An 18,977-nucleotide genomic window follows, 5' to 3' on the forward strand; every position below is an offset into this window, starting at 1 on the left:
CGGGGCCGGGCCGCCCCGAGACCCCGCCACCGACTCAGGAGACACAGATGCCGGACCCCGGCCAGAGGCACCCGTACCCCGACGCGTTCCGCCCGGACGAGGTACCGGCACCGCATCCGCTGCTCGCGCCGCTGCTCGGCTTCCTGGGCACCTGGACCGGCCGGGGCCGCGGCGAGTACCCGACCCTCGCCGAGGACTTCGCGTACGCCCAGGAGGTCACCTTCAGCCATGACGGGCGCCCCTTCCTCCACTACGAGGCACGCGCCTGGCTGCTCGGCCCGGACGGCGCCCCGCTGAGGCCGTCCGCGCGGGAGAGCGGCTGGTGGCGGATGCAGCCCGAGGGACGGGTGGAGGCGCTCATCACCCAGCCCACCGGTATCGCGGAGATCTCCGCCGGCCACGCCGCCGACGGCACGGCCGACCTCACCACCCATCAGGTCGCCCGCACCACCACCGCGAAGGAGGTCAGCGCCACCCGCCGCCGCTACACCCTCACCGACGCCGACACCCTCGACTTCCGCCACGACCTCGCGGCGATCGGCCGCCCCCTCCAGCACCACCTCTCGGCACGGCTCCGGCGCGGGGCGGCCGGCCGGGACGCGCCGGAGCGGGACCGGCACTCCTGAGGCCGGGTGCGGCGGGCGGCTGTCACTTGCAGGCCATGCCGTCCGCCACCGAGGGCCACGCCTCCACTCCCCGGGGGGTGCGGATGTACGCCGTCTCCCGGTCGCCGGCCAGCCACAGCTCCCACCGCTCCAGCCGGTATCCCGTGTCAGCGGCGCCGGCGGGCAGGGCCGCGTCGCCGTCGTAGCGGGAGCGGAGCATCCCCGGCGGCAGCACACCGTCCGGGTCCCGGGCGTACATCCGGCGGTCCGGTTCCGCGCCCAGGGCGAGGAAGCGCGCCTTCTGCCACGCGCAGTGCTCCGGGCCGTCCTGGCTGTTCAGCTTGGTGAAGGGCACCCGCTCACCGTCGCGGTCGGTCCAGATCTCGTAGGGCCGGCCATCGGTGAAGGCGGCGGGAAGCTCCGCGGGATCGCACCAGGCGCTCGTCTCCGGGCCCCAGCCGGGCCGGCGCGGCCGGTCCTTGGCGACGATCACGGCGACCTTGGTCCGGCCCGCCGCATCGAGGGAGTAGAGCACCCGGTCGCGCTCCGCCCGCTCCACGCGGTATCCGGAGTGCGGCACTTCGGGCTGCCCGGCGGCGAAGAACGCCTTCAGCCCCTCCGCGGCCGTGGCGCCGCCGTCCCCCTCACTCCAGGGTTCGGCGGGCCCACCGGAGTGGATGTTCCCCTCGCACTCCAGCGCCCGCCCGGCAGCGCCGGTCGCCCGTGCCGTGAGCTCGGCCTCCGTGTCACCCGCGCGCACCTCGCCACCGGAGGCGTCCGCCACATACAGCGGGCCGCTGTACGGCGCCGGTGCCGGTGCGGGCGGAGTACTCACCGGCACCCGGTCCGCTTCCCGGCTCCGGGACACCTCTCCTCGGGCCCCGTCACCGCCGGTGCACCCGGCGGCTCCCACCGCCAGTACCAGTCCCGCCACCACGCCCGCCCCGACCCTGCTCATCCGGTCCCCGTCCCCGCTCGCCGTCCGCTGTCGTGCCGGTCGGACGTGTGCCGGGCACCGCCGGTTCCGGGGATCCGTCCGGTGGTGCGAACCGCGAAACCGTGAGTGGTGAGTGGTGAGCGGTGAACCACGAACGCGGACCGCCGGCCCCGTGAGGGACCGGCGGTCCGGAAGGGTGCCGCCGGGGTTTTCCGCTCAGCCGCCGGCCACCGCACTCAGCAAGCGCGCACCGGTCGGCTCAGGCCCCGGCGGCCGCCGGCTGCGCGGCGGGCTCGGCGGTCCCGCCGGCCGCGTCACCGCTCTTGACGACGGCGTAGTACACGGTGGTGCCCTGCTTCATGCGCTCCGCCTTGCTGCGGGCGACCATGCGCTCGGTCGCGGTGCGCACGAGGTTGTCGCTCGTGTTGCGGTCCGGGTGGGCTTCTGTGAGGGCTTCCGCGATCTCACGGGCCGTGCGCGGCTCGGTCTGGGTCTCCAGGTACTTCTGGATCAGCTCGCTGAGCGCCGGCCCCTTGGCCGCCGCCGGTGCCGCCGCCGGCGACTCCTTCTTCGCCGCGCGCTTGCCGGCCGCCGCCTTGGCGGGGGCGGTCTTCGCCGGTGCGGCCTTGGCGGGAGTGGTCTTGGCGGAAGCGGACTTCGCCGGTGCGGCCTTCCGCGCGGCCGGGGCCGGCTTGGCGGCGGGGGCCTTCCGGGCACTCCGCGGCGCGGGTACGGGAGCCTCCGGAGCGGTGGCGTCGCCCAGGGCCGCGCGCATGTTCCTCAGCAGTTCGTGATCCTGCTCCAGCGTGGTCAGCTGTGCCTCCAGAGTGCCGATCTCCGCGCGGATACGGTCCTGCTCGGCACTGTTGCGCTCAAGGTCGGCACCGACCTTGTCGGCGTATTCGGCCTGGAGACCGGTCGTGGGACCGGTGTTCTTCTGCTTGGCCACGGGGGCTCCCTCAATGTCTGTGGTGTTTGGTGCCGGACTCTACCCAGTGGTGAAACTCGTATGCGGGCAACGGAACACTGGGGTGCCGGCCTCCGCGGATCCGGTCCGCGTGTCGGCTGTAGTGTGACAGCCCCCGGAACACCTGTGGCACTCCGGGGGTTTGCCGATTGACGGCGCGGGCCGCCCCACGCACACCCGGCAGCCCGCCCCGGAGGCCGTGCCGGACCTGAATCCCCGTACCTGTCCGCGCACTTCGCGGATCCGTTCGAAGGCCGCCGGGGACATGGTTCGCGGGTGTTCCCGATCCCTTCGCACACCGGTGAGTTGGCGGGCTTCCCCACCGCATTCCCCACACCATTGCGAACGGCTTTCCGCGAGGCTTCCGCATGGCGGCGGAAGTGGCGGGAGTGTTCGGCGGCCCCGGTCGCATGCGCGCTCACACACATCATGAGGGGACGGGAAAAGACATCCGTCCACTCGTCGCGACCGGGTGTCCCCCGTTCGTGTGTGCGCCCTCGTCGCGTCCCGTCGCGTCCCGCCGGTGTGCCGTCCCGCCTGATGGCTCCTCCGGCAGTGGACCGCACATCGGCCGCTGCGGACACCGGCGTTCCGGGTGAGGGGTGTCGAGGATCCGCGTCCGCCGGCGGCGGCGGACGGTGTGCGCGGACAGAAGTGCGGGCCGGGTGCCCGATGACACCCGGCCCGCACTCGGCCCTCTCCGGCGTGCGCCCGCGAGGGGCGCGCCGGCTAACCCGCCAGGTGGGCGGCCACACTCCGCAGAAGATCCTCGGCGCCGAGGGACTCGGTCACATCGGGAACATCCACCTCGTGCAGGGTCTGCCCCTCCCCGGCCGCGATGACCGCGTACTCGTCGGCCTTCCGCGCCTCGGAGGCGTGACCCTGCTGGACGGCCACGACCTTGCCGTCCTCCTCGGTGATGACAGTAAGTTTCATGCGAAGCCCCCACCCTGAAGGTTGTGCGTACCCGCTTCGCCGCCGATATTCCGGATGACCACGCCGTACTCGGTGTATCCGGTGCCGGTCCTGCGCTTGCTGTGGTTGAAGGCGATGTGCGCCGGGCCGTTGCCGGACGGTTTGACGTCGGGCCACGCCGTCTGCGCGCCGCGGTCCTCGCCGTTGTTGAAGTTGAACCACCATGTCGTCTGGGCCCCGGCGGCCAGCGTGGTGATTCCTCCGAGATTGTTGAATGCCACGACTTCGTCCTCTCGATATCGGAGTTGAAGATCGTCAACCTGAATTGCGCACGGAAATGGGCGCGGGCTCCCCGGGGCCTCTGCCGGAATGCGCAATTCAAGTGCTGTGAAACCATCATGGCGGCTGGGCATGGGACCGGCCATCACTCGAAAGAGGGTAATGCCGGCATCGCCGCAACCGCTCCGCGAGGCGGTATCCGCCGCACTTCCGCCGCCTCGCGGGATCGTGCCCCGGCATCCGCTCCTGCCTGCGGGAATTCCCCGGAAGCGGTCGTCACGCCGGTATCCGCACCGGCGGAAACCGAGCGGCCCGACACGCGGTTGTCCGCTGTCACCGCATTCCGTTCACGGTGGGAATGGGATGGTGTGCCGGTAACATGAAAAGGTCATGTGCGTGCCCGGTGCGGGGGATTTCCGCAACGGCACCGAGCGGCCGGCCCATTGCGCCGAAGGCGCCTTCCCGGCGGCGGCGTGGACCGCGGGGGGCACGGGGCGCGGAAGAGGCCGCGGGAATCACCCGCCGGTGTCCCGGCGCGGTGTCCCGGCGCGGCGGTGCGGACCGCCCGCCGCGCCGGGTCCGTCAGCGCGGCTGCGGCGAGGAGTTCGCCGGATGCGGGAACCCTCCGGGTGTGAATGCCCCCGGAGGGCGTATGACCTGGTCGAGATCGCGCAACGTGCGCTCGGCCTCGCGGCGGACCTCCGTGGGGACATCCCCGAGCTCCGCGACGAGCCGGTCATAGATCGGCGCTTCGTGCACGGCCAACCCGTCCTCTCCCTAGTTGCCTTCCGCCCCCGTCGGCCGGAAGCGGCTACCGAGCGTACGGTGACAGCTCTCCCGCTCCGCATCCGGGTCCGCCATACGGACGCCGGCGGCCTTCCCGGGAGGGGCCGGCGGGCCGGGCGGCACACCTCACCGCGCCATGAGGTGCTTGCGGACAACACCTTTTCCCCCTTCTTGTCGCGAACGTGCCTCCCCGCTCATCCTGGGATCCTCAGGGCGGACCGGAACAACTGCGCACGGTGGGGGATACGCGGTGTCCCAGGGAACGTTCTCCCGGTGGTGGGAGAAAGACGCATGGTGGGCCCGGTTCGCGCTTCCGCCGGCCGGGTCGCTGGTGGTCCTCGCGGTGGCGGGATGGGAGCCGGCCCTCACGGTCTGCGCACTGCTCCTCGCCGGTCTCGCGCTCCCCGGAGTCCTTCCGCAGCCCCGGCCGCGGCTCTCCCTGGACCAAGCGCTGGCCAAGGAGCGCGCCGAGACCGCGCTGCGGATCTGGAGCCGGGAGGCCAGACTGCGCCGCCTGGACTCGGCGACGCTGCTGGCGCTCCGCCTGACCGGCGGGGACATCCGGGTGGACCCGCTGCCGGCCAGAGCCGGACGACCCGCCTCCGCCGGTCTGAGCGGTGAGGAGCTGGGTGCCTTCTACTACCGGGCCGCGCGGAACGCGCCGCGCCGGCTGCGGGCGGTCGTGGTGGGCGGCCCCGGTTCCGGCAAGACCACCCTCGCCCTGCTCCTGACCCTCGGCGCGCTGCGCGACCCGGCCGACCGCACCTTCCCCCTGCTGATCCCGGCGGCCTCATGGGATCCGGCCGACGGTTTCGGCAACTGGGTCGCCGAGCGGGCCCTGCGGCTGTTCCCCAGCCTCCGCCACGTCGCGGCGCGCGAGGGCGACGCGTTCCCCGCACATCTGCTGGGCGAGGACTCCCCGGTGTGGATCATCCTCGACGGACTCGACGAACTGCCCGAGGACCAGTGGCGGCGGGCCTGGGAGCGGCTGGACGAGGCCGGTGCGGGCCACCCGCTGCTCGTGCTCGTCCAGCCGAGGTTTCTGCGGCACGTGAGCGGCACGGGCGCGCTGAGCCCCGGTGCGTACCCGGTCTTCGAGATCCAGCCCTGCCGGCCCGGCCGGGCCGCCCGCTATCTGTCCGAGCTGACCGCCTCCGACACCGCGCTGAGGGAGCTCTGGCAGCCGGTGATCGACCGCCTGGAGTCCCCCGACCCCGGCGGGATCGGCGAGGTGTTCGCGACCCCGCTCCATCTCGATCTCGCCTGGCGCATGTACGGCACTGGCGCACCCGGCCCGATCCGGCGGGGGCTGCCCCGGAACCCGCGCGCGCTGATGGAGGCGGCCGACACCGGAACCGCCGCCGCGCGCACCGCCCTGATGGACGGCTTCATCGACACCGTCTTCCACCCCCGGCACCTCCCCGGGCGCGGCAGCGCCCTGCCGCGCGCCCTGCCCGGGGGACGGGCCGCCCCCTTCCACACCGCGTGGCTGCTCGCCCGCGCGCGGCGGGCCGAGCCCTCCGGAGAGGTGGCGTGGTGGCTGCTGCCCCGGCTGGTCCATCCCGCCGTCCCGGTCGCGGCCTGTGCCGTACTGCTGGTGGCGGCCTACTGCATGGCCCTCTTCATGCCGGTCGGTTTCACCCGGGGCCTGGCGATCGGCTGCACCGCCGCCGTCACGCTCTGCGCCCTGCGCGGCATCGCCCCGCACCGCCCGGCCGAGCTGTCCGCCGGAATCCTGGCCGGTGCGGCGGTCTCCGCGCTGGGGCTGGCGCGCTACGGCACGGACGGCCTCCTCGACGGCCTGCAACTGGGCCTCTGCTTTGTGCTGATCCTCGCCCTGCGGGCCCGGCTCACCGGTGACAGCGGTGTCGCCGCGGCCCTCGCGGTGGTGCTGGTCTGCGCGGTCACCGGAGCGGTCGCGCAACTGCCGCTGGAGCTGGGCGCGGAGCTCCCGGAGGGCGGCAACGGCCTCAATGTCTTTCTCTCCATGCTCACCGGCGTCGGTCTCGCCGCCATCGGCTGCCGGGTGCTGGCCGCCCCCTTCTCCGAGCCGCTCAAGCCGACCGGTGTCAACTTCGCCGCGGAGAAGACCCTCAGGACCCTGCCGGCCGCCCTGACGCGCGGCATTCTGCCCGCCCTCGCCATCGGAGCGGGCGCGGGCGCGAGCCTGGTGCTCCAGTTCTCGCCCCGGTACGGTTTCGGACTCGTCCTGGGCTTCGGCATCGCCCTGGGGGTGCCCGTCGGCATCGTCGCGGGGCTGCTGTTCTGGCTCCGCCGGGACGAGCCGCTGGGCCGGGCCGGATACGCCCGCGGCTCGCTCCGCAACGACCGGCGGGTCTTCCTCGGCTGTGTCCTCGGCGTCTGTCTGCTCTGCACCGCCGTCATGGCCGTGGCCGACCTCGGATTCGGCGTCGAGCTGGCGCGCCGGGCCGGCCGGCCGCCGGTATCCCTGCGCATTCACCACGGCACGCTCTTCGGGCTCGCGGTGGGGACGATTCTCGCCGCGTACTACACGGCGAGCCTCCCCACGTTCATCGCCCATCTCCATCTCGCCCTGCGCGGCCGGCTGCCGTGGCGCCTCGGAACCTTCCTCGACGTCCTCCACGAGCGCCAGATCCTGCGCCAGACCGGCCGCGCCTATCGCGTGCGCCACGAGGATCTGGCGAAGCGGCTGATCGAACGGACCGCGGAGTTCGACCGGTCGCGGCGGCCGGGCGCGCCCGCCCGGCCGGACCGGTGGGTGCCGCCCCGCTCAGGGCCGTGACCCGGGACCGCCCGGGTCCGGAGTCGCCGGGCCCCGGCAGTGCCGCGAGGGCGCGCGGGATGAAGGCGGATGCCGCGCACCGCGCCGGTGCGGAACCCTCCCCGCGCGAGGTGGTTCCGGCCTGTCCGCCCGGCCCCGCGACCCCCGGTGAGCGGATGCGCGCGGCGGGACCCGCGCGGGTACCGGGGTGAAGGGCGCCCGCGCGAGTACGGCTCCCGGGCGGTGGTGTGGAAGCCGGCGGCCGGCCCGGTGCCGGCCCCGGAACTCCTCGCGACCGGTGTGGGGAGCGGCGCGGGGGTGCCGGCCCCCGAGGCGTCCCCTCCGCCCCTGCCGCCGGGGTCGCGGGGCAGTGGGCCCCGCCGGGCCCGCCCCGGCCCGGCGGTCGCGGGCCGCCGGCCGCCGTCACCCGGCGCGGCGCCACCAGCGGCGCCCGATGACGAGCTCCTCCAGCTCACCGAGGCGTCCCGAGGCCATCGCCTCGTGCGCGCCCGGCTGTTCCAGCGCCACACGGAGGTCGGAGACGAGATGGGCCGCCTCGCGGATCTCGCACTCCGCCCGGAGGGTGTCCGGGGCGGTCCCCGTGGCGCGGGCGACGACATCGAGCACCGTCTCGCGGTGCGGCCCGCTGAACCGGATCAGAAAGAACCAGTCGTCGGCCGGTTCACCGAGGCGTGCCCACTCGAAGTCCAGCAGGGCCGTCACGCTCCGCCCGTCCGCGAGCCAGTTGCCCCAGTGGCAGTCCGCGTGCACCGGTACGGCGGCCCGCGCCTCCGCCGGCGCGTCCTCCGCCATCGCGCGCACTCCCTCGAGCAGCCGGCGGGGTACGGCTCCGGGCCGGCCGAGGGCGGTCAGGCGCTCAACCCCGGCGAGGAGATCGGCCCTTCCGGTGAATCCGCCGTGGCCGAGAGGGTCCCGCAGCGTCCGGCCGGCCGCGGCCGGGGGAATCCAGCCGTGCAGCCGCCCGAGCCGGCGGACCGCCTCCTCGGCCAGGGCACGCGCGGTCGCGCCGTCCACGCCCGGCAGACCCATCCCGGGAGCCGCCCCCGGCATCCGGGCGTAGCAGGCGTAGCGGATCTCCCGGGACCCCAGCCGGCCGAGCCCGCTGCCCAGCAGCGGGGCCGTGAGACCGGCGGGGAGCCGGGACGCGAGCGCGATCTCCCTGTCCAGCCGGGTGTGGTCACCGGCATCGATGATCTTCACCACGACGTCCCGGCCGGCGTGGACGAGGTGGGAGCCGCTCTCTACGGCGGCCATGGGGCCGGCGTCGTATCCGAGGACCGCCGTCGCGATCGAGCGGGCGGCCTCGTGTGCCCGCCGCGTGCCGGGGAGGGTCACCGGGCCCGCTCCGCCCCGGAGTACGCGAGCCGGAAGCCGGGAGGCGCCGCCGGACCGCGGTGCCGCGGCAGCGGAGGTCCCGGGCGATCCCCGTACCCGGCCGTCCCCCGGACGGGACCGCCGCCGGGCGCCGGCGTGTGGCGGGTCATGGTTCTCCTGGTCACTCGGCCGGGTGCGGCAGGGGCGTGTCCCGCGGATGCCGGGCTGATGCGCCCCGGGCCAACCCTACGTGCCCCGGCCGGGCGTGATCCCGCCGGTCAGTCCAGGCCGGCGATGACCCCCAGCGCGGCCATCACCACCGCGGCGCCGCCCGTGGCGACCAGGAGCGGTGTGGCCAGCGGCGGATGCCGGTGCGTCACATAGGCGAGCCCGGTGACGAGCATGAGCAGCACCAGCGCCAGCAGGAGCAGTACGAGGAGGGCGAGCGAGGACACGGCGGATCCCTTCATCGGGCGCCGGGGCCGGCGCACAGCGGGCGGGGCGCGGTGAACCGCGACCGCTTCCGTACCCGAGCCGGGATCCGGACGCCGGCGGTGCGATGCGGCCGCGCCGTGGAGAGTGGGACAGCCTGCCGCGCAGCCCCGGGCCCGGAGCCGTCCTCATACTGATTGGACCCCGCGTCCGCCTGGCAGAACAAGTGACGGAAGGTGGCGAACGGTGGCGCTTTGGGCCGCCCCCTCGGATGTCCGCCGCCACCCCCGCACGCCTGTTCCCCGGCACCGCGCCGCCCCGGCCCCGTACGCCGGTCGGCCCCTCCCGGCGGAGCCGGTGCTCACTCCCCGCCGCCGGCCGGGGCGGTCCCCCCACCGGCGACGCGTACGATCCGGCCGGTCCTGCTCCCCGGCTCCCGGAGCGGCTCCCAGACCACCTCCACCGCTGTCCCGTGGAAGGTGAGCGCGAGCTCCCTCACCATCTCCCCGGCGACCGCCGGCACCGCCTCGGGGCCGGGCGGCCCGTCACCGAGCCGCCCGCAGAGCATGCCGCCCTCCTCGGTGCGGACGCTGTACCGCCAGCCGTCCGCCGTCGCCACCAGGGCGATTGAGCCGGGCAGGCCGAAGGAGGGCCGCTTCCGCTTCTCTCGTCTCACCACGCGGCCATCCAACACGGCGGTCCGCACGAGCCCCGGCACCGGGTGACGCACCGGTCACCGCGGACGGAAATTCATTCGCTCTCCGTCCCCTCCCGCCCGGAGACTTCCGGAGTGAGGCTTCACGAGCACGAGATCCCGGCCGGCGAGACGCTGATCCGGTCCCTGCTGACGGCTCAGCGCCCGGAGTGGGCCGGTTTGCCGCTGTCGCCCGCCGGCGCGGGCACGGACAACACGATGTACCGGCTGGGCGAGGACCTGCTCGTGAGACTTCCGCGAACCGCCGACAGCGCGCGGTCCGTGCGGAAGGAACAGCGCTGGCTGCCCCGGCTGGCGCCCCTTCTCGCCCATCCCGTTCCCGAGGTCGTCCACGCCGGGACGCCCGCCGGGGACTTCCCCCTGCCCTGGTCGGTCCACCGCTGGATCGAGGGCGAGGAGGCGGGCCCGGAAACCGTCCGGGACTGGGCCGCCTTCGGCACCGACCTGGCGGTGGCCGTACGGGAGCTGCACCGCGCCGACCTCATGGGAGCGACCCGCGCCGGCGACCTCAGCTGGTACCGGGGAGGCTGCCTCGCGCCGTGCGACGAGTGGGTCGCCGGATGGCTCGGCGACTGCCGGGCCGTCGCCGGTTCCGGGCTCGACACCGACACCCTGGCGGAGCTGTGGCGGGCCGCCCTCGCACTGCCCGAGCCCCCGGGACCCCGGGTGTGGCTGCACGGCGACCTCAAACCCACCAACATCCTCGTCCGCGACGGCGGATTCCACGCCCTCATCGACTTCGGCGGACTCTCGGTCGGCTTCCCCGACGCCGAGCACGCACCCCTCTGGGACCTGCCCGCCCGGGCGCGTGACGCCTACCGGGACACGCTGGGTCTCGACGAGGCGACCTGGGACCGCGCCCGTGCCTGGGCCATCGCGGTCGGCCTCGGCGGAATCTCGTACTACCAACACACCTTTCCGGCCTTCGCCGCCGAGTGCCGCGCACGGCTGGAGGCGATCCTCCTGGACGCCGCCGCGCGCTGAGTGCGCCCGCCGTCCCCCGGCACGAGGGCGCGGCTACTGGCCGTCCGGACCGCAGCACCCGTCCAGCCGCATCAGCCGGCTCACCTCACTCCAGTGCGCCTCGTCCCGGCCGTGCGCACCGGGGACCCCCGGACCCTGTGCCCATGCCGCGATCAGCTCCTCGACGGTGTGCGGCGTACCGCCCCGGACCACGGACGAGGTGCGCACCAGCGTGTCGAAGTCGGTGAAGGGATCGCCGTCCACCACCGTCAGATCGGCGATCCTGCCCCGCTCCACCGTGCCGAGATCCCGGTCGGCACCGAAGAGCCGCGCGGGCAGTACGGTCACGGTCCGCAGCGCCTCGGCCGGGGAGAGCCCGCCCCGGTGCAGTGCGCGCAGCCCCAGATGGAGGGAGAGGCCGGTCGGGGTGAGCGGTGCGTCGGTGCCGAGGGCCACCAGGCCGCCGCGCTCCAGCACCCGCCGGTAGACACCGATCTCTTGGTCCAGCGCGGCGAGCTGGGCGGCGGAGGGCGGGGCCGCTGCCGCCTGCCGTACCGCCACCGCGTCCCACGGCGGCATCACGACGGTCACCCGGGGGTCCCGGGCGAGCGCCGGATCGGCCCCCAGCAGCGGCACGGCGCCGAAGGGGGTCGCCACGAGCGCGAAGGTGCCGTCGCCATAGACGGTGACGACATCGTCGTGGGTGTGGCCCGACGCGGTCACCGCGCGCCCGGACTCGGCGCGCTGGGTGGCCTGGAGATGGGTGGTCAGATCCTGTCCCAGCTGGACACCGGGGGAGAGCAGATGGCTGCCGGTGCGCACACCGAGACGCTCCCGGGCGAACCGCGCCGCCTCCGCCATCACCCATCCGGGCGCCCGTACATAGGTCTTGACGAGGTCCCAGTCGAGCGCCTCGGCGCGCTCCAGGGTCCGGCGCAGCCCCTGAGGGGTGCGGTGGGCGCGGCCCATGCTGTAGGCGACCCGTGATCCGTCGAGCAGTTCACCGGTGGTCAGCAGCCGGGGGCCGGTGAGCTGTCCGGACGCCACCGCCTCCCGCAGCCGTGCCTGCTCGTGGGCGATCCCGCCGAAGGAGACGGTGGTGGTGACGCCGTAGCTCAGCTGACCGGCGCCCTGCCGTGCGCCGTTGGTGGTCCACGGATGGGTGTGGGTGTCCCACAGACCGGGCAGCACCGTCCGCTCGGAGGCGTCGATCCGGCGCAGGGTGGTGCGGCGGCCCGCGCGATGGGGCTCGACGGCGGCGACGCGCCCGCCGCGCACGATGATGTCGGCGTCCTCCCGCACGGTGTCGCCGGTGCCGTCCCAGAGGCGTCCGGCATGCACCACCGTGTCGGCGAGCGCGGCCCGGGGCCGGTCCAGCGGCAGGCGCACGGTCCGCGCCGCGCCGCCGCCGGTGCCGATGAGCCGCAGCCGGGTGCCGGAGAGATAGAGCAGGGTGGTGGAGTCCCCGGACCACGAGGGGCTGTCGGCGGCTTCGTCGGTGAGGGTCCGGAGCGGGCCGCGCGGGGTGCCCTCGGGGGTGACGGGCAGCAGGGCGAGCGCCGATTCGACGATGACCGCCATCCACCGGCCGTCGGGGGACCAGACCGGCCCGGAGTCGTACCGGTCGGAGACGGATGTGTGCGGGGCGACGGCATGCAGCCGGTCGGAGCCCGTGACGGTGTCGATCACCCGGATGAGGTTGTACCCCTCCCGGAAGCGGAGGCTGAGCCGGTTGCGGTCGCAGAAGGCGATCCGGCGGCCGTCCGGGGACCAGCTCGGCCGGCCGGGCAGCCCGCCGCCGCCGAGCGGTTCGGCGACGACGCGTTCGGCCCCGGTCGCCGTCTCGCGCACCAGCAGCCGGCCCGTCATGTCGAAGCAGGCGAGCCGCCCGCCGTCGGGGGAGAGCGCGGGGAAGACCCGGCCGCCCGTCGCGAGCGCGCGCTCGGCACCGGTGGCCAGATCGTGCTGGTACACACCGAGCAGCCCGTCCCGGTCGTCGGCGTACAGCAGGGAACGCCCGTCGCGCGCCCACACGGGGCCGAGGAGATAGCGGCCGGGCTCGGACCGGCGCAGCTTCCCCGGCGGGCGGCCGCCCGATGTGCCGCCCAGCCAGAGGGTGTTGAGCGCGGCGAAGGCGATCCGCCGTCCGTCGGGCGACAGAGCGGGGAGATGGATCCCCCGCACCGGGCGGGCGCGTCCGTCCTCCAGGTCATACGTCTTGGTCCTGCGGGACGGCCGGTCGACGGAGAGCGTGCCGCTGAAGGGAATCCGCCGCGCGCGGTCCGGCTCCCCGGGGCGTACGAGGGTGAAGTGGCCGTCCACGGTGAGCAGCAGCTCGCCGGCGGCCGTCCAGCGCGGGGGCACGGCCGCGATCTCCCCGGTGACCGCGACGGGCCGGCCGCCGACGACGAGGGTGCACGATCCCCCGGGCTGCGGGGTGATCCGCAGATGGGCGAGCCGTCCGTCCGGCGAGAGGGCCGGCACCATGACATGCGCCGCCTCGGTCTCGGTGTGCTCGACGACGGCCGGCCCGGCTCCGCGCGCGGGAACGGAGGCGATGGTACGGGCCTCCAGGGTGGTCCCGGCGGGGGTGGTGACGCCCCTGGCCCGGACGAACCAGATCCGCCGCCCGTCCGGCGACCAGACGGGATCGAAGTCCTCCCAGGCGCCGTCCTGGAGGGGCCCGTCCTGGCCGGCGGCACCGGTGAGCCGGGTGATGGTCCCGGTCCGCAGCTCCAGCACATGAACGCGGTACGCGCTGCCGGCGACCGGGTCCCCGCCGCGCTCCGAGGCGAAGGCGATCCGCGTGCCGTCCGGCGACCAGGCCGGGGCCCGGTCGTCCCAGGGCCCCTCGGTGCGCCGGCGCAGCTCCGATCCGTCCGGGCGCACGGTCCAGATCTGGAAGCTGCCGCCCCGGTAGGCGCTGAACGCGACGAGCCGGCCGTCCGGTGAGTGGACGGGCCGGCCGGGCTCCAGATCGGCCGGGGTAAGGGGCACGGCGGTGCCGCCCGTCCGGGGCAGGGACCAGAGAATGCCCTGCACTTCGGCGATCAGCCCGCCGCCGGCGGGGGAGAGGCTCGCCGAGCCGTTGGTGGCGGCGGTGAGGAGCAGCCGGCGGGCGGCGGTGCGCGATGCGGCGGTGCCGGTCTCCCGGCCGGCCGCGACGGCGGGAGCGGCACCGGCCGCGACCGAGGCGACGGTGACGCCGATGGGGCCCGCCGCGGCGAGCAGCCGACGTCGGGTGAGGGCCGCGCCATCGGGGTCGTGGTCCATGGGACGGCTCACTCTCCTGTGTGTGGGGGTGGCGGAGCGGCCCGGGGCCCGTCGCGGTGACCGGACGGGTCCCAACCCGCTTGCCAGCATGGACCCATCCGGGCGGCCCGCCGCGCCGGCCGCGGCGGAATTCACCCTTCGTTCACGAGAGCGGGGTGAGGGCGCGCGCGTGGCCCGTCTCCGCTGCCCGGCCCCGGTCGCCGGGACCGGGCGCGCGGTCCGCCCGGCGGGCGCCGGGCCCTGCGGGGCCTTGTGGGATCGCGGTGGGTCCGGCAGCCTTCGCTCAGGCCGTATTGACATGCACCTGATCTATGTGTGCGCCGTCCGGCCTCCGACCGAAGGAGAATCCCGTGCCGTTACGCACCTCCCGACCGGCGATCACCGCATCGCTCTGCGCGATCGCGGCCCTCACCCTCGGAGCGTCCCCCGCCACCGCCACCACCGGCCCCGACCGGGCGGAGGGCGTCATCCTGAACGCCGGTGCCCCGGGGGCGATCGCGGGCAGCTACCTCGTGACCTTCCGCCCCTCCGCGCCGGACGCCGGAACGGCCGCCGCCGAGAAGCTCGTCCGGGATCACGGCGCGCGGATCGAGCGGACGTACACCGCCGCGCTCGACGGATACGCCGTGCGGCTCCCCGAAGCCGGGGCGAAGCGGCTCGCCGCCCACCCGGCCGTCGCCTCCGTCGTCCAGGACGGCACGGTGCGGGCGACCGCGACGCAGTTCAACCCGCCCTCGTGGGGGCTGGACCGGATCGACCAGCGATACCTCCCGCTCGACCAGCGGTACACCTATCCGGACAGCGCGGGCCGCGGAGTGACCGCGTACATCATCGACACCGGGGTCCGGATCACCCACCAGGACTTCGGCGGCCGGGCGGCCCACGGCTGGGACACGGTCGACGGCGACGGTGTCGCGCAGGACGGCAACGGCCACGGCACCCATGTCGCGGGCATCGTCGCCGGCACCCTGCACGGGGTCGCCAAGAGGGCCCGGATCGTGGGGGTGCGGGTGCTGAACAACTCCGGCGCCGGCACCATCGCCCAGGTCGTCGCCGGCGTCGACTGGGTGACGGCGAACGCGGTCAAGCCGGCCGTCGCCAATATGAGCCTCGGCGGCGGGGCGAACGCCGCACTGGACGCCGCGGTGCGCAACTCCATCGCCTCCGGGATCTCCTACGCCGTCGCGGCGGGCGGCTCCAACACCGACGCGGGCACCGTCTCGCCCGCCCGGGTGGCCGAGGCCATCACCGTCGGCGCGGCGACCATCACCGACGCCCGCGCCCCCTCGTCCAACTACGGGCGCGCCGTGGACCTGTTCGCGCCGGGTGTCTCGATCACCTCGCTCTGGAACTCCGGGGACCAGGCCACCGCCACCCTCTCCGGGACATCGACGGCCGCGCCGCACGCCGCCGGAGCGGCGGCGCTCCACCTCGCGGAGAACCCGGCCGCGACCCCGGCCCAGACCGCCGCCGCCCTGATCGCGGCGGCCACCCCCGGAGTGGTGGGCAACCCGGGATCCGGCTCACCGAACCGGCTGCTGTACGTCGGCCCCTGACCCGGCGGGGAGGGCGGCACGGCGCGCGCCCCGCTCCGGCGGGACGCGCGGCGGTCACGGCCCGGTGTGCAGCGCCGCGAGCACCTTCTCCTCCACCGCGGCGAACGCCGGGCCGGTGACGATCCCGGCCTCCCGGGGCCTCGGCAGATCCACCGGCACCTCCCGGCGCACCCGGGCCGGCCGCGCCCCCAGCACCACCACCCGGTCGGAGAGGAACACCGCCTCCCGGATGTCATGGGTGATCAGCAGCACCGTCCAGCCGAACCGCCCGCGCACCTCCTCCAGCCAGCCCTGCATCTCCGTACGGGTCAGCGCGTCCAGCGCCCCGAAGGGCTCGTCCAGCAGCAGTACCTGACGGTCCTGCACCACCGTCCGCAGCAGCGCCGCGCGCTGGCGCATCCCGCCGGAGAGCTCATAGGGGTACGCGGACTCGAAGCCGGCCAGACCGAAGACCGGAAACAGGCTCCGGGCCCGCTCCCGGGCCGGCCGCCGGCGCATTCCGGCCACCTCCAGACCCAGGATGGTGTTGTCCAGCACCGTCCGCCACGGGAACAGCAGATCCTGCTGCGGCATGTACGCGAAGGGGGCGCTGCTCCCGGTCGCCTCCCGGCCGTCCACCAGGATCCGCCCCGTGTCCGGGCGTTCCAGCCCGGCCACCACATTGAAGAGGGTGGACTTGCCGCACCCGCTGGGGCCGATCACCGAGACGAACTCCCCGGCGGCCAGGGACAGCGACACCCCGTCCAGCACCGCGAACGCCGACCTGCCCGGCCGGAACGACTTGCTCACCCCCTCGACGGTGAGCTTCGGCTCAGCCATGGCGGCGCGACCTGCCGTACCAGGGGGCGATCAGCCACTGCGCCAGATAGGTCAGCCCGAACAGAGCGATCGAGAGCAGTGCGGTGACCACGACCGCCGCCAGCACCAGATCCGTGCGGAAGCTGTTCTTCTGGAGGCTCATGAAGACGCCGAGCCCCGCCGTCGCCCCCACGTACTCGGCGAAGATCGCCCCGGTGACCGCATAGGTGACACCGATGCGCAGCGAGGTGAAGAAGGCCGGCATCGCCCCCGGCAGCCGGACGTACCGGAACTGCGCCCAGCGCGAAGCGCCCATGCTCCGCAGCAGATTGACGGCCTGCGGATCCGTGGCGGCGAACCCCTCGATCAGCCCCACGGCGACCGGGAAGAAGGTGACCAGGGCGATCACCAGCACCTTGGGCAGCAGCCCGAAGCCGAACCAGATGATCAGCAGCGGCGCGATCGCGATCACGGGCAGCGTCTGCGAGAGCACCAGCAGCGGGGTGAGCGCCCGCCGCAGCGGACCGGAGAAATTCGCCGCGACGGCCAGCGTCCAGCTCACCGCCAGCGAGACACCGAAACCGATCGCCGTCACCTGGAGCGTGGGCAGGGTGTTCGCCCAGATCTCCGCCCGGAACGCCCAGCCCTGCTCCGCCACCCGCACCGGCGAGGGAAGCACCTGCGGGCGGATCCCGCTCGCCGTGACGAACCACTGCCAGCCCGCCAGGAGCGCCACCGCCAGGACGGCGGCCGGCACGGCGGCGGACCACACCCGCCGCGGCACCGCCGGGCGGTCAGCGCGCGAGATACTCATTGGTGAACCACCGGGAGAAGTCCGGACGCTTCGTCACCTTCGCGCCGTCCGGACCGGTCAGGACACCGGAGTCGTAGAGGAATCCCGAGTACCCCCGCCACTTCGCCAGTGTCTGGGTCCCCACCGCGCCCTTCTCGTCGCGCAGATAGCGGGCGAGCAGCCGCCCGCTGCGGCGGATCAGCTCCTTGCTGCTGAAGGCACCGGGGTTGGCCTTCTCCAGCAGCTCCCCGGCCCGGTCCGGATCCTTCGCCGCGAGCTCGTAGCCGCGCTGGGTGGCGCGCACGAAGGCGGTCGCGGTGTCCCGGTTCTTCCGCAGCCACGAGGAGTTGCCGACGAGCAGGACGTTGTACGCGTCCGGGAAGCCGTGGTCGGTGTAGGCGAAGGTCTTGAGCGGCTTGCCCCGCAGCTCGGCCTCGATCACCTCCCAGGTGGCGAACGGCTCGGTGAAGTCCACCTTCCCGGCGTACAGCGCCTCGTAGACCGAGGTGCCGAGGACCACGGTCGTGAAGTCCCCCTTGCCGCCGGCGTCCTTGATGACCGCCCGCATCTTCGGCTCCTCGTAGGGCGCGCCGAATCCGCCGTAGACCGTGCCGTCGAGATCCCTGGGGGTGACGATGTCCTTCCGGTCCGCGCGCACCGCGATCATCGTCGTCCAGTGCTGGACGATCGCCATCACCGAGGTGATGTCCGCCCCGGACGCCCTGGCGAAGGTGAAGGTGTCCTGGAAGCTGATGCCGAAGTCGGCCGTGCCCTGGGCCACCAGGGTGTCGGCGGAGGCGTTGTTGTAGGGCAGGATCTCCACATCGAGCCCGGCCTCCTCGTACCAGCGCTGCTGCTGCGCGGCGTACAGCCCGAGGTGGTTGGAGTTCGGCGTCCAGTCCAGGGCGATCCGCACCTTCGCCCGGGAGCCGTCGCCGCCCCCGCCGTCGCCGGTGCTCACGCATCCGGTGACGAGGAGCAGCAGCACGGCGAGGAGGACGGCCGGCCGGGCCGATCGGGATACGCCCATGCCGTACGCCTCCTTGGGCCGGTGCCGGCCGGCGCGGACACCGGCACACCCGGGTCCGGCCGGGCGTCAGAGTACGCGGAACCGCCATCCCCCCGGCAAGAGGCGGAAACCGGCCATGGGCACAGCGGGCCCGCTGGGCTAGCTTGCGCACATGGCCATCACAGATCTCGCCGGATCCCGGTTCACTTCGCTGCTCTGGTCGGACATCGAGGGCACAGCGGCGGAGGTGATGCGGCATCCGTTCATCACCGGACTGATCGACGGCACGCTGCCGAGGGAGTGCTTCCGGCACTACATCATCCAGGATTCACACTATCTGTACACCTATGCACGAGTGCTGGCGCTCTGCGCGGCCAAGGCCGGCTCCGACGCCGACGCGGTGATGTTCGCCCGGCACGCGGGGGAGACCGTGGCCATGGAGAAGGAGCTGCACGCCTCGCTGCTGGCCGAGATGGGCACCGGGCAGGAGGCCGCCGCGGCGGAGCCGGTCGCGCCGACCACCCGCGCCTATCTGGACTTCCTGCTGGCCAGCGCGTACACCGGGTCCTACGGCGAGGCGGTGGGCGCGGTGCTGCCCTGCTACTGGGTCTACGCGGAGGTCGGCCGGACGCTGCGGGCGGCCGGTTCGCCCGATCCGCTCTACGCCCGCTGGATCGCGGCGTACGGGGACGCGGACTTCCAGGCCACCACCGGCCAGGTGCTCGCGGTCGCGGACCGGGTGGGCGCGGCGGCCCCGGAGGCCGAGCGCACCCTGATCCGGGAGCGGGTCAGAACGGCGGCCCGCTACGAGTGGATGTTCTGGGACGCCGGATTCCGCCGTGAGTCCTGGCCGGTGTGATCCCGGCCCCGG

General features: G+C 74.3%; 15 protein-coding genes and 1 pseudogene. 5 read left to right on the plus strand and 11 right to left on the minus strand.

The annotated features are described in order from the left end of the window. Nucleotides 1–47 precede the first annotated feature (47 nt). A complete protein-coding gene (locus tag AAFN69_RS13450) occupies nucleotides 48–626 on the plus strand; it encodes an FABP family protein (RefSeq protein WP_347728676.1) in 579 nt (192 codons plus the stop codon). A gap of 22 nt (nucleotides 627–648) precedes the next feature. On the opposite strand, the gene AAFN69_RS13455 is transcribed toward AAFN69_RS13450, so the two are convergent. The 4 genes from AAFN69_RS13455 to AAFN69_RS13470 all read right to left on the minus strand — a co-directional run bounded on the left by AAFN69_RS13455 (nucleotide 649) and on the right by AAFN69_RS13470 (nucleotide 3,705). Beyond that, the gene (locus AAFN69_RS13455; protein ID WP_347728677.1) at nucleotides 649–1,563 is read right to left on the minus strand and encodes a hypothetical protein; all 915 of its coding nucleotides are present in this window, start codon (nucleotides 1,561–1,563) and stop codon (nucleotides 649–651) included. A 238-nt stretch (nucleotides 1,564–1,801) separates the two neighbouring features. After that, nucleotides 1,802–2,491, minus strand: coding sequence for a hypothetical protein (locus AAFN69_RS13460; protein ID WP_347728678.1), 690 nt, complete (start codon nucleotides 2,489–2,491; stop codon nucleotides 1,802–1,804). A gap of 747 nt (nucleotides 2,492–3,238) precedes the next feature. Further along, a complete protein-coding gene (locus AAFN69_RS13465; protein WP_347728679.1) occupies nucleotides 3,239–3,445 on the minus strand; it encodes a hypothetical protein in 207 nt (68 codons plus the stop codon). Next, nucleotides 3,442–3,705: a hypothetical protein gene (locus AAFN69_RS13470; RefSeq protein WP_347728680.1), complete on the minus strand. Its 264-nt coding sequence runs from the start codon at nucleotides 3,703–3,705 to the stop codon at nucleotides 3,442–3,444. The genes AAFN69_RS13465 and AAFN69_RS13470 overlap by 4 nt, the downstream gene beginning before the upstream one ends. Before the next feature lie 1,034 nt (nucleotides 3,706–4,739). Here AAFN69_RS13470 and AAFN69_RS13475 point away from each other — a divergent pair. After that, the gene (locus AAFN69_RS13475; RefSeq protein ID WP_347728681.1) at nucleotides 4,740–7,253 is read left to right on the plus strand and encodes a hypothetical protein; all 2,514 of its coding nucleotides are present in this window, start codon (nucleotides 4,740–4,742) and stop codon (nucleotides 7,251–7,253) included. 402 nt (nucleotides 7,254–7,655) lie between these two features. On the opposite strand, the gene AAFN69_RS13480 is transcribed toward AAFN69_RS13475, so the two are convergent. From AAFN69_RS13480 to AAFN69_RS13490, 3 genes are all read right to left on the minus strand, one after another. Next, on the minus strand, nucleotides 7,656–8,588 hold the full coding sequence (locus AAFN69_RS13480) for a phosphotransferase (protein ID WP_347728682.1): 933 nt from the start codon (nucleotides 8,586–8,588) through the stop codon (nucleotides 7,656–7,658). A 257-nt stretch (nucleotides 8,589–8,845) separates the two neighbouring features. After that, nucleotides 8,846–9,022 (minus strand): hypothetical protein, encoded by a 177-nt coding sequence (locus tag AAFN69_RS13485; protein WP_347728683.1) that lies wholly within the window; start codon nucleotides 9,020–9,022, stop codon nucleotides 8,846–8,848. Nucleotides 9,023–9,360: 338 nt separating this feature from the next. Continuing rightward, the gene (locus AAFN69_RS13490) at nucleotides 9,361–9,678 is read right to left on the minus strand and encodes a hypothetical protein (RefSeq protein ID WP_347728684.1); all 318 of its coding nucleotides are present in this window, start codon (nucleotides 9,676–9,678) and stop codon (nucleotides 9,361–9,363) included. A 111-nt stretch (nucleotides 9,679–9,789) separates the two neighbouring features. On the opposite strand from AAFN69_RS13490, the gene AAFN69_RS13495 reads away from it, so the two are divergent. Next, entirely contained in the window at nucleotides 9,790–10,698 is a 909-nt protein-coding gene (locus AAFN69_RS13495; RefSeq protein WP_347728685.1) for an aminoglycoside phosphotransferase family protein, read from the plus strand. 33 nt (nucleotides 10,699–10,731) lie between these two features. Here the strand turns inward: AAFN69_RS13495 and AAFN69_RS13500 are convergent, their stop codons facing one another. Next, nucleotides 10,732–13,950: an amidohydrolase family protein gene (locus tag AAFN69_RS13500; RefSeq protein WP_347728915.1), complete on the minus strand. Its 3,219-nt coding sequence runs from the start codon at nucleotides 13,948–13,950 to the stop codon at nucleotides 10,732–10,734. Nucleotides 13,951–14,261: 311 nt separating this feature from the next. Between AAFN69_RS13500 and AAFN69_RS13505 the strand changes: the two are divergent. After that, nucleotides 14,262–15,500, plus strand: a pseudogene (locus AAFN69_RS13505) (S8 family peptidase); the annotation flags it as partial. 60 nt (nucleotides 15,501–15,560) lie between these two features. Here AAFN69_RS13505 and AAFN69_RS13510 read toward each other — a convergent pair. From AAFN69_RS13510 to AAFN69_RS13520, 3 genes are read right to left on the minus strand one after another with little or no spacing between them, the layout of a single operon-like run. Next, complete coding sequence (locus AAFN69_RS13510; protein WP_347728686.1) at nucleotides 15,561–16,325, minus strand: ABC transporter ATP-binding protein; 765 nt, start codon at nucleotides 16,323–16,325, stop codon at nucleotides 15,561–15,563. Further along, entirely contained in the window at nucleotides 16,318–17,118 is an 801-nt protein-coding gene (locus AAFN69_RS13515) for an ABC transporter permease (RefSeq protein ID WP_347728687.1), read from the minus strand. The genes AAFN69_RS13510 and AAFN69_RS13515 overlap by 8 nt, the downstream gene beginning before the upstream one ends. Next, a complete protein-coding gene (locus AAFN69_RS13520; protein ID WP_347728688.1) occupies nucleotides 17,099–18,127 on the minus strand; it encodes an ABC transporter substrate-binding protein in 1,029 nt (342 codons plus the stop codon). Before AAFN69_RS13520 ends, AAFN69_RS13515 begins: the two co-directional genes overlap by 20 nt. A gap of 151 nt (nucleotides 18,128–18,278) precedes the next feature. Here AAFN69_RS13520 and AAFN69_RS13525 point away from each other — a divergent pair, with 151 nt between their 5' ends. Next, complete coding sequence (locus tag AAFN69_RS13525) at nucleotides 18,279–18,965, plus strand: TenA family protein (protein ID WP_347728689.1); 687 nt, start codon at nucleotides 18,279–18,281, stop codon at nucleotides 18,963–18,965. The last annotated feature ends 12 nt before the right edge of the window (nucleotides 18,966–18,977 follow it).

This window comes from Streptomyces sp. CAU 1734 (assembly GCF_039888735.1).
Classification (GTDB): domain Bacteria; phylum Actinomycetota; class Actinomycetes; order Streptomycetales; family Streptomycetaceae; genus Streptomyces.

What these genes read in the sequence shown, in the direction of transcription:
- AAFN69_RS13450 (WP_347728676.1), top strand. Translation starts at nt 48, where the DNA reads ATGCCGGACCCCGGCCAGAGGCACCCGTACCCCGACGCGTTCCGCCCG.
- AAFN69_RS13455 (WP_347728677.1), bottom strand. Translation starts at nt 1,563, where the DNA reads ATGAGCAGGGTCGGGGCGGGCGTGGTGGCGGGACTGGTACTGGCGGTG.
- AAFN69_RS13465 (WP_347728679.1), bottom strand. Translation starts at nt 3,445, where the DNA reads ATGAAACTTACTGTCATCACCGAGGAGGACGGCAAGGTCGTGGCCGTC.
- AAFN69_RS13500 (WP_347728915.1), bottom strand. Translation starts at nt 13,950, where the DNA reads ATGGACCACGACCCCGATGGCGCGGCCCTCACCCGACGTCGGCTGCTC.
- AAFN69_RS13510 (WP_347728686.1), bottom strand. Translation starts at nt 16,325, where the DNA reads ATGGCTGAGCCGAAGCTCACCGTCGAGGGGGTGAGCAAGTCGTTCCGG.
- AAFN69_RS13515 (WP_347728687.1), bottom strand. Translation starts at nt 17,118, where the DNA reads ATGAGTATCTCGCGCGCTGACCGCCCGGCGGTGCCGCGGCGGGTGTGG.
- AAFN69_RS13520 (WP_347728688.1), bottom strand. Translation starts at nt 18,127, where the DNA reads ATGGGCGTATCCCGATCGGCCCGGCCGGCCGTCCTCCTCGCCGTGCTG.
- AAFN69_RS13525 (WP_347728689.1), top strand. Translation starts at nt 18,279, where the DNA reads ATGGCCATCACAGATCTCGCCGGATCCCGGTTCACTTCGCTGCTCTGG.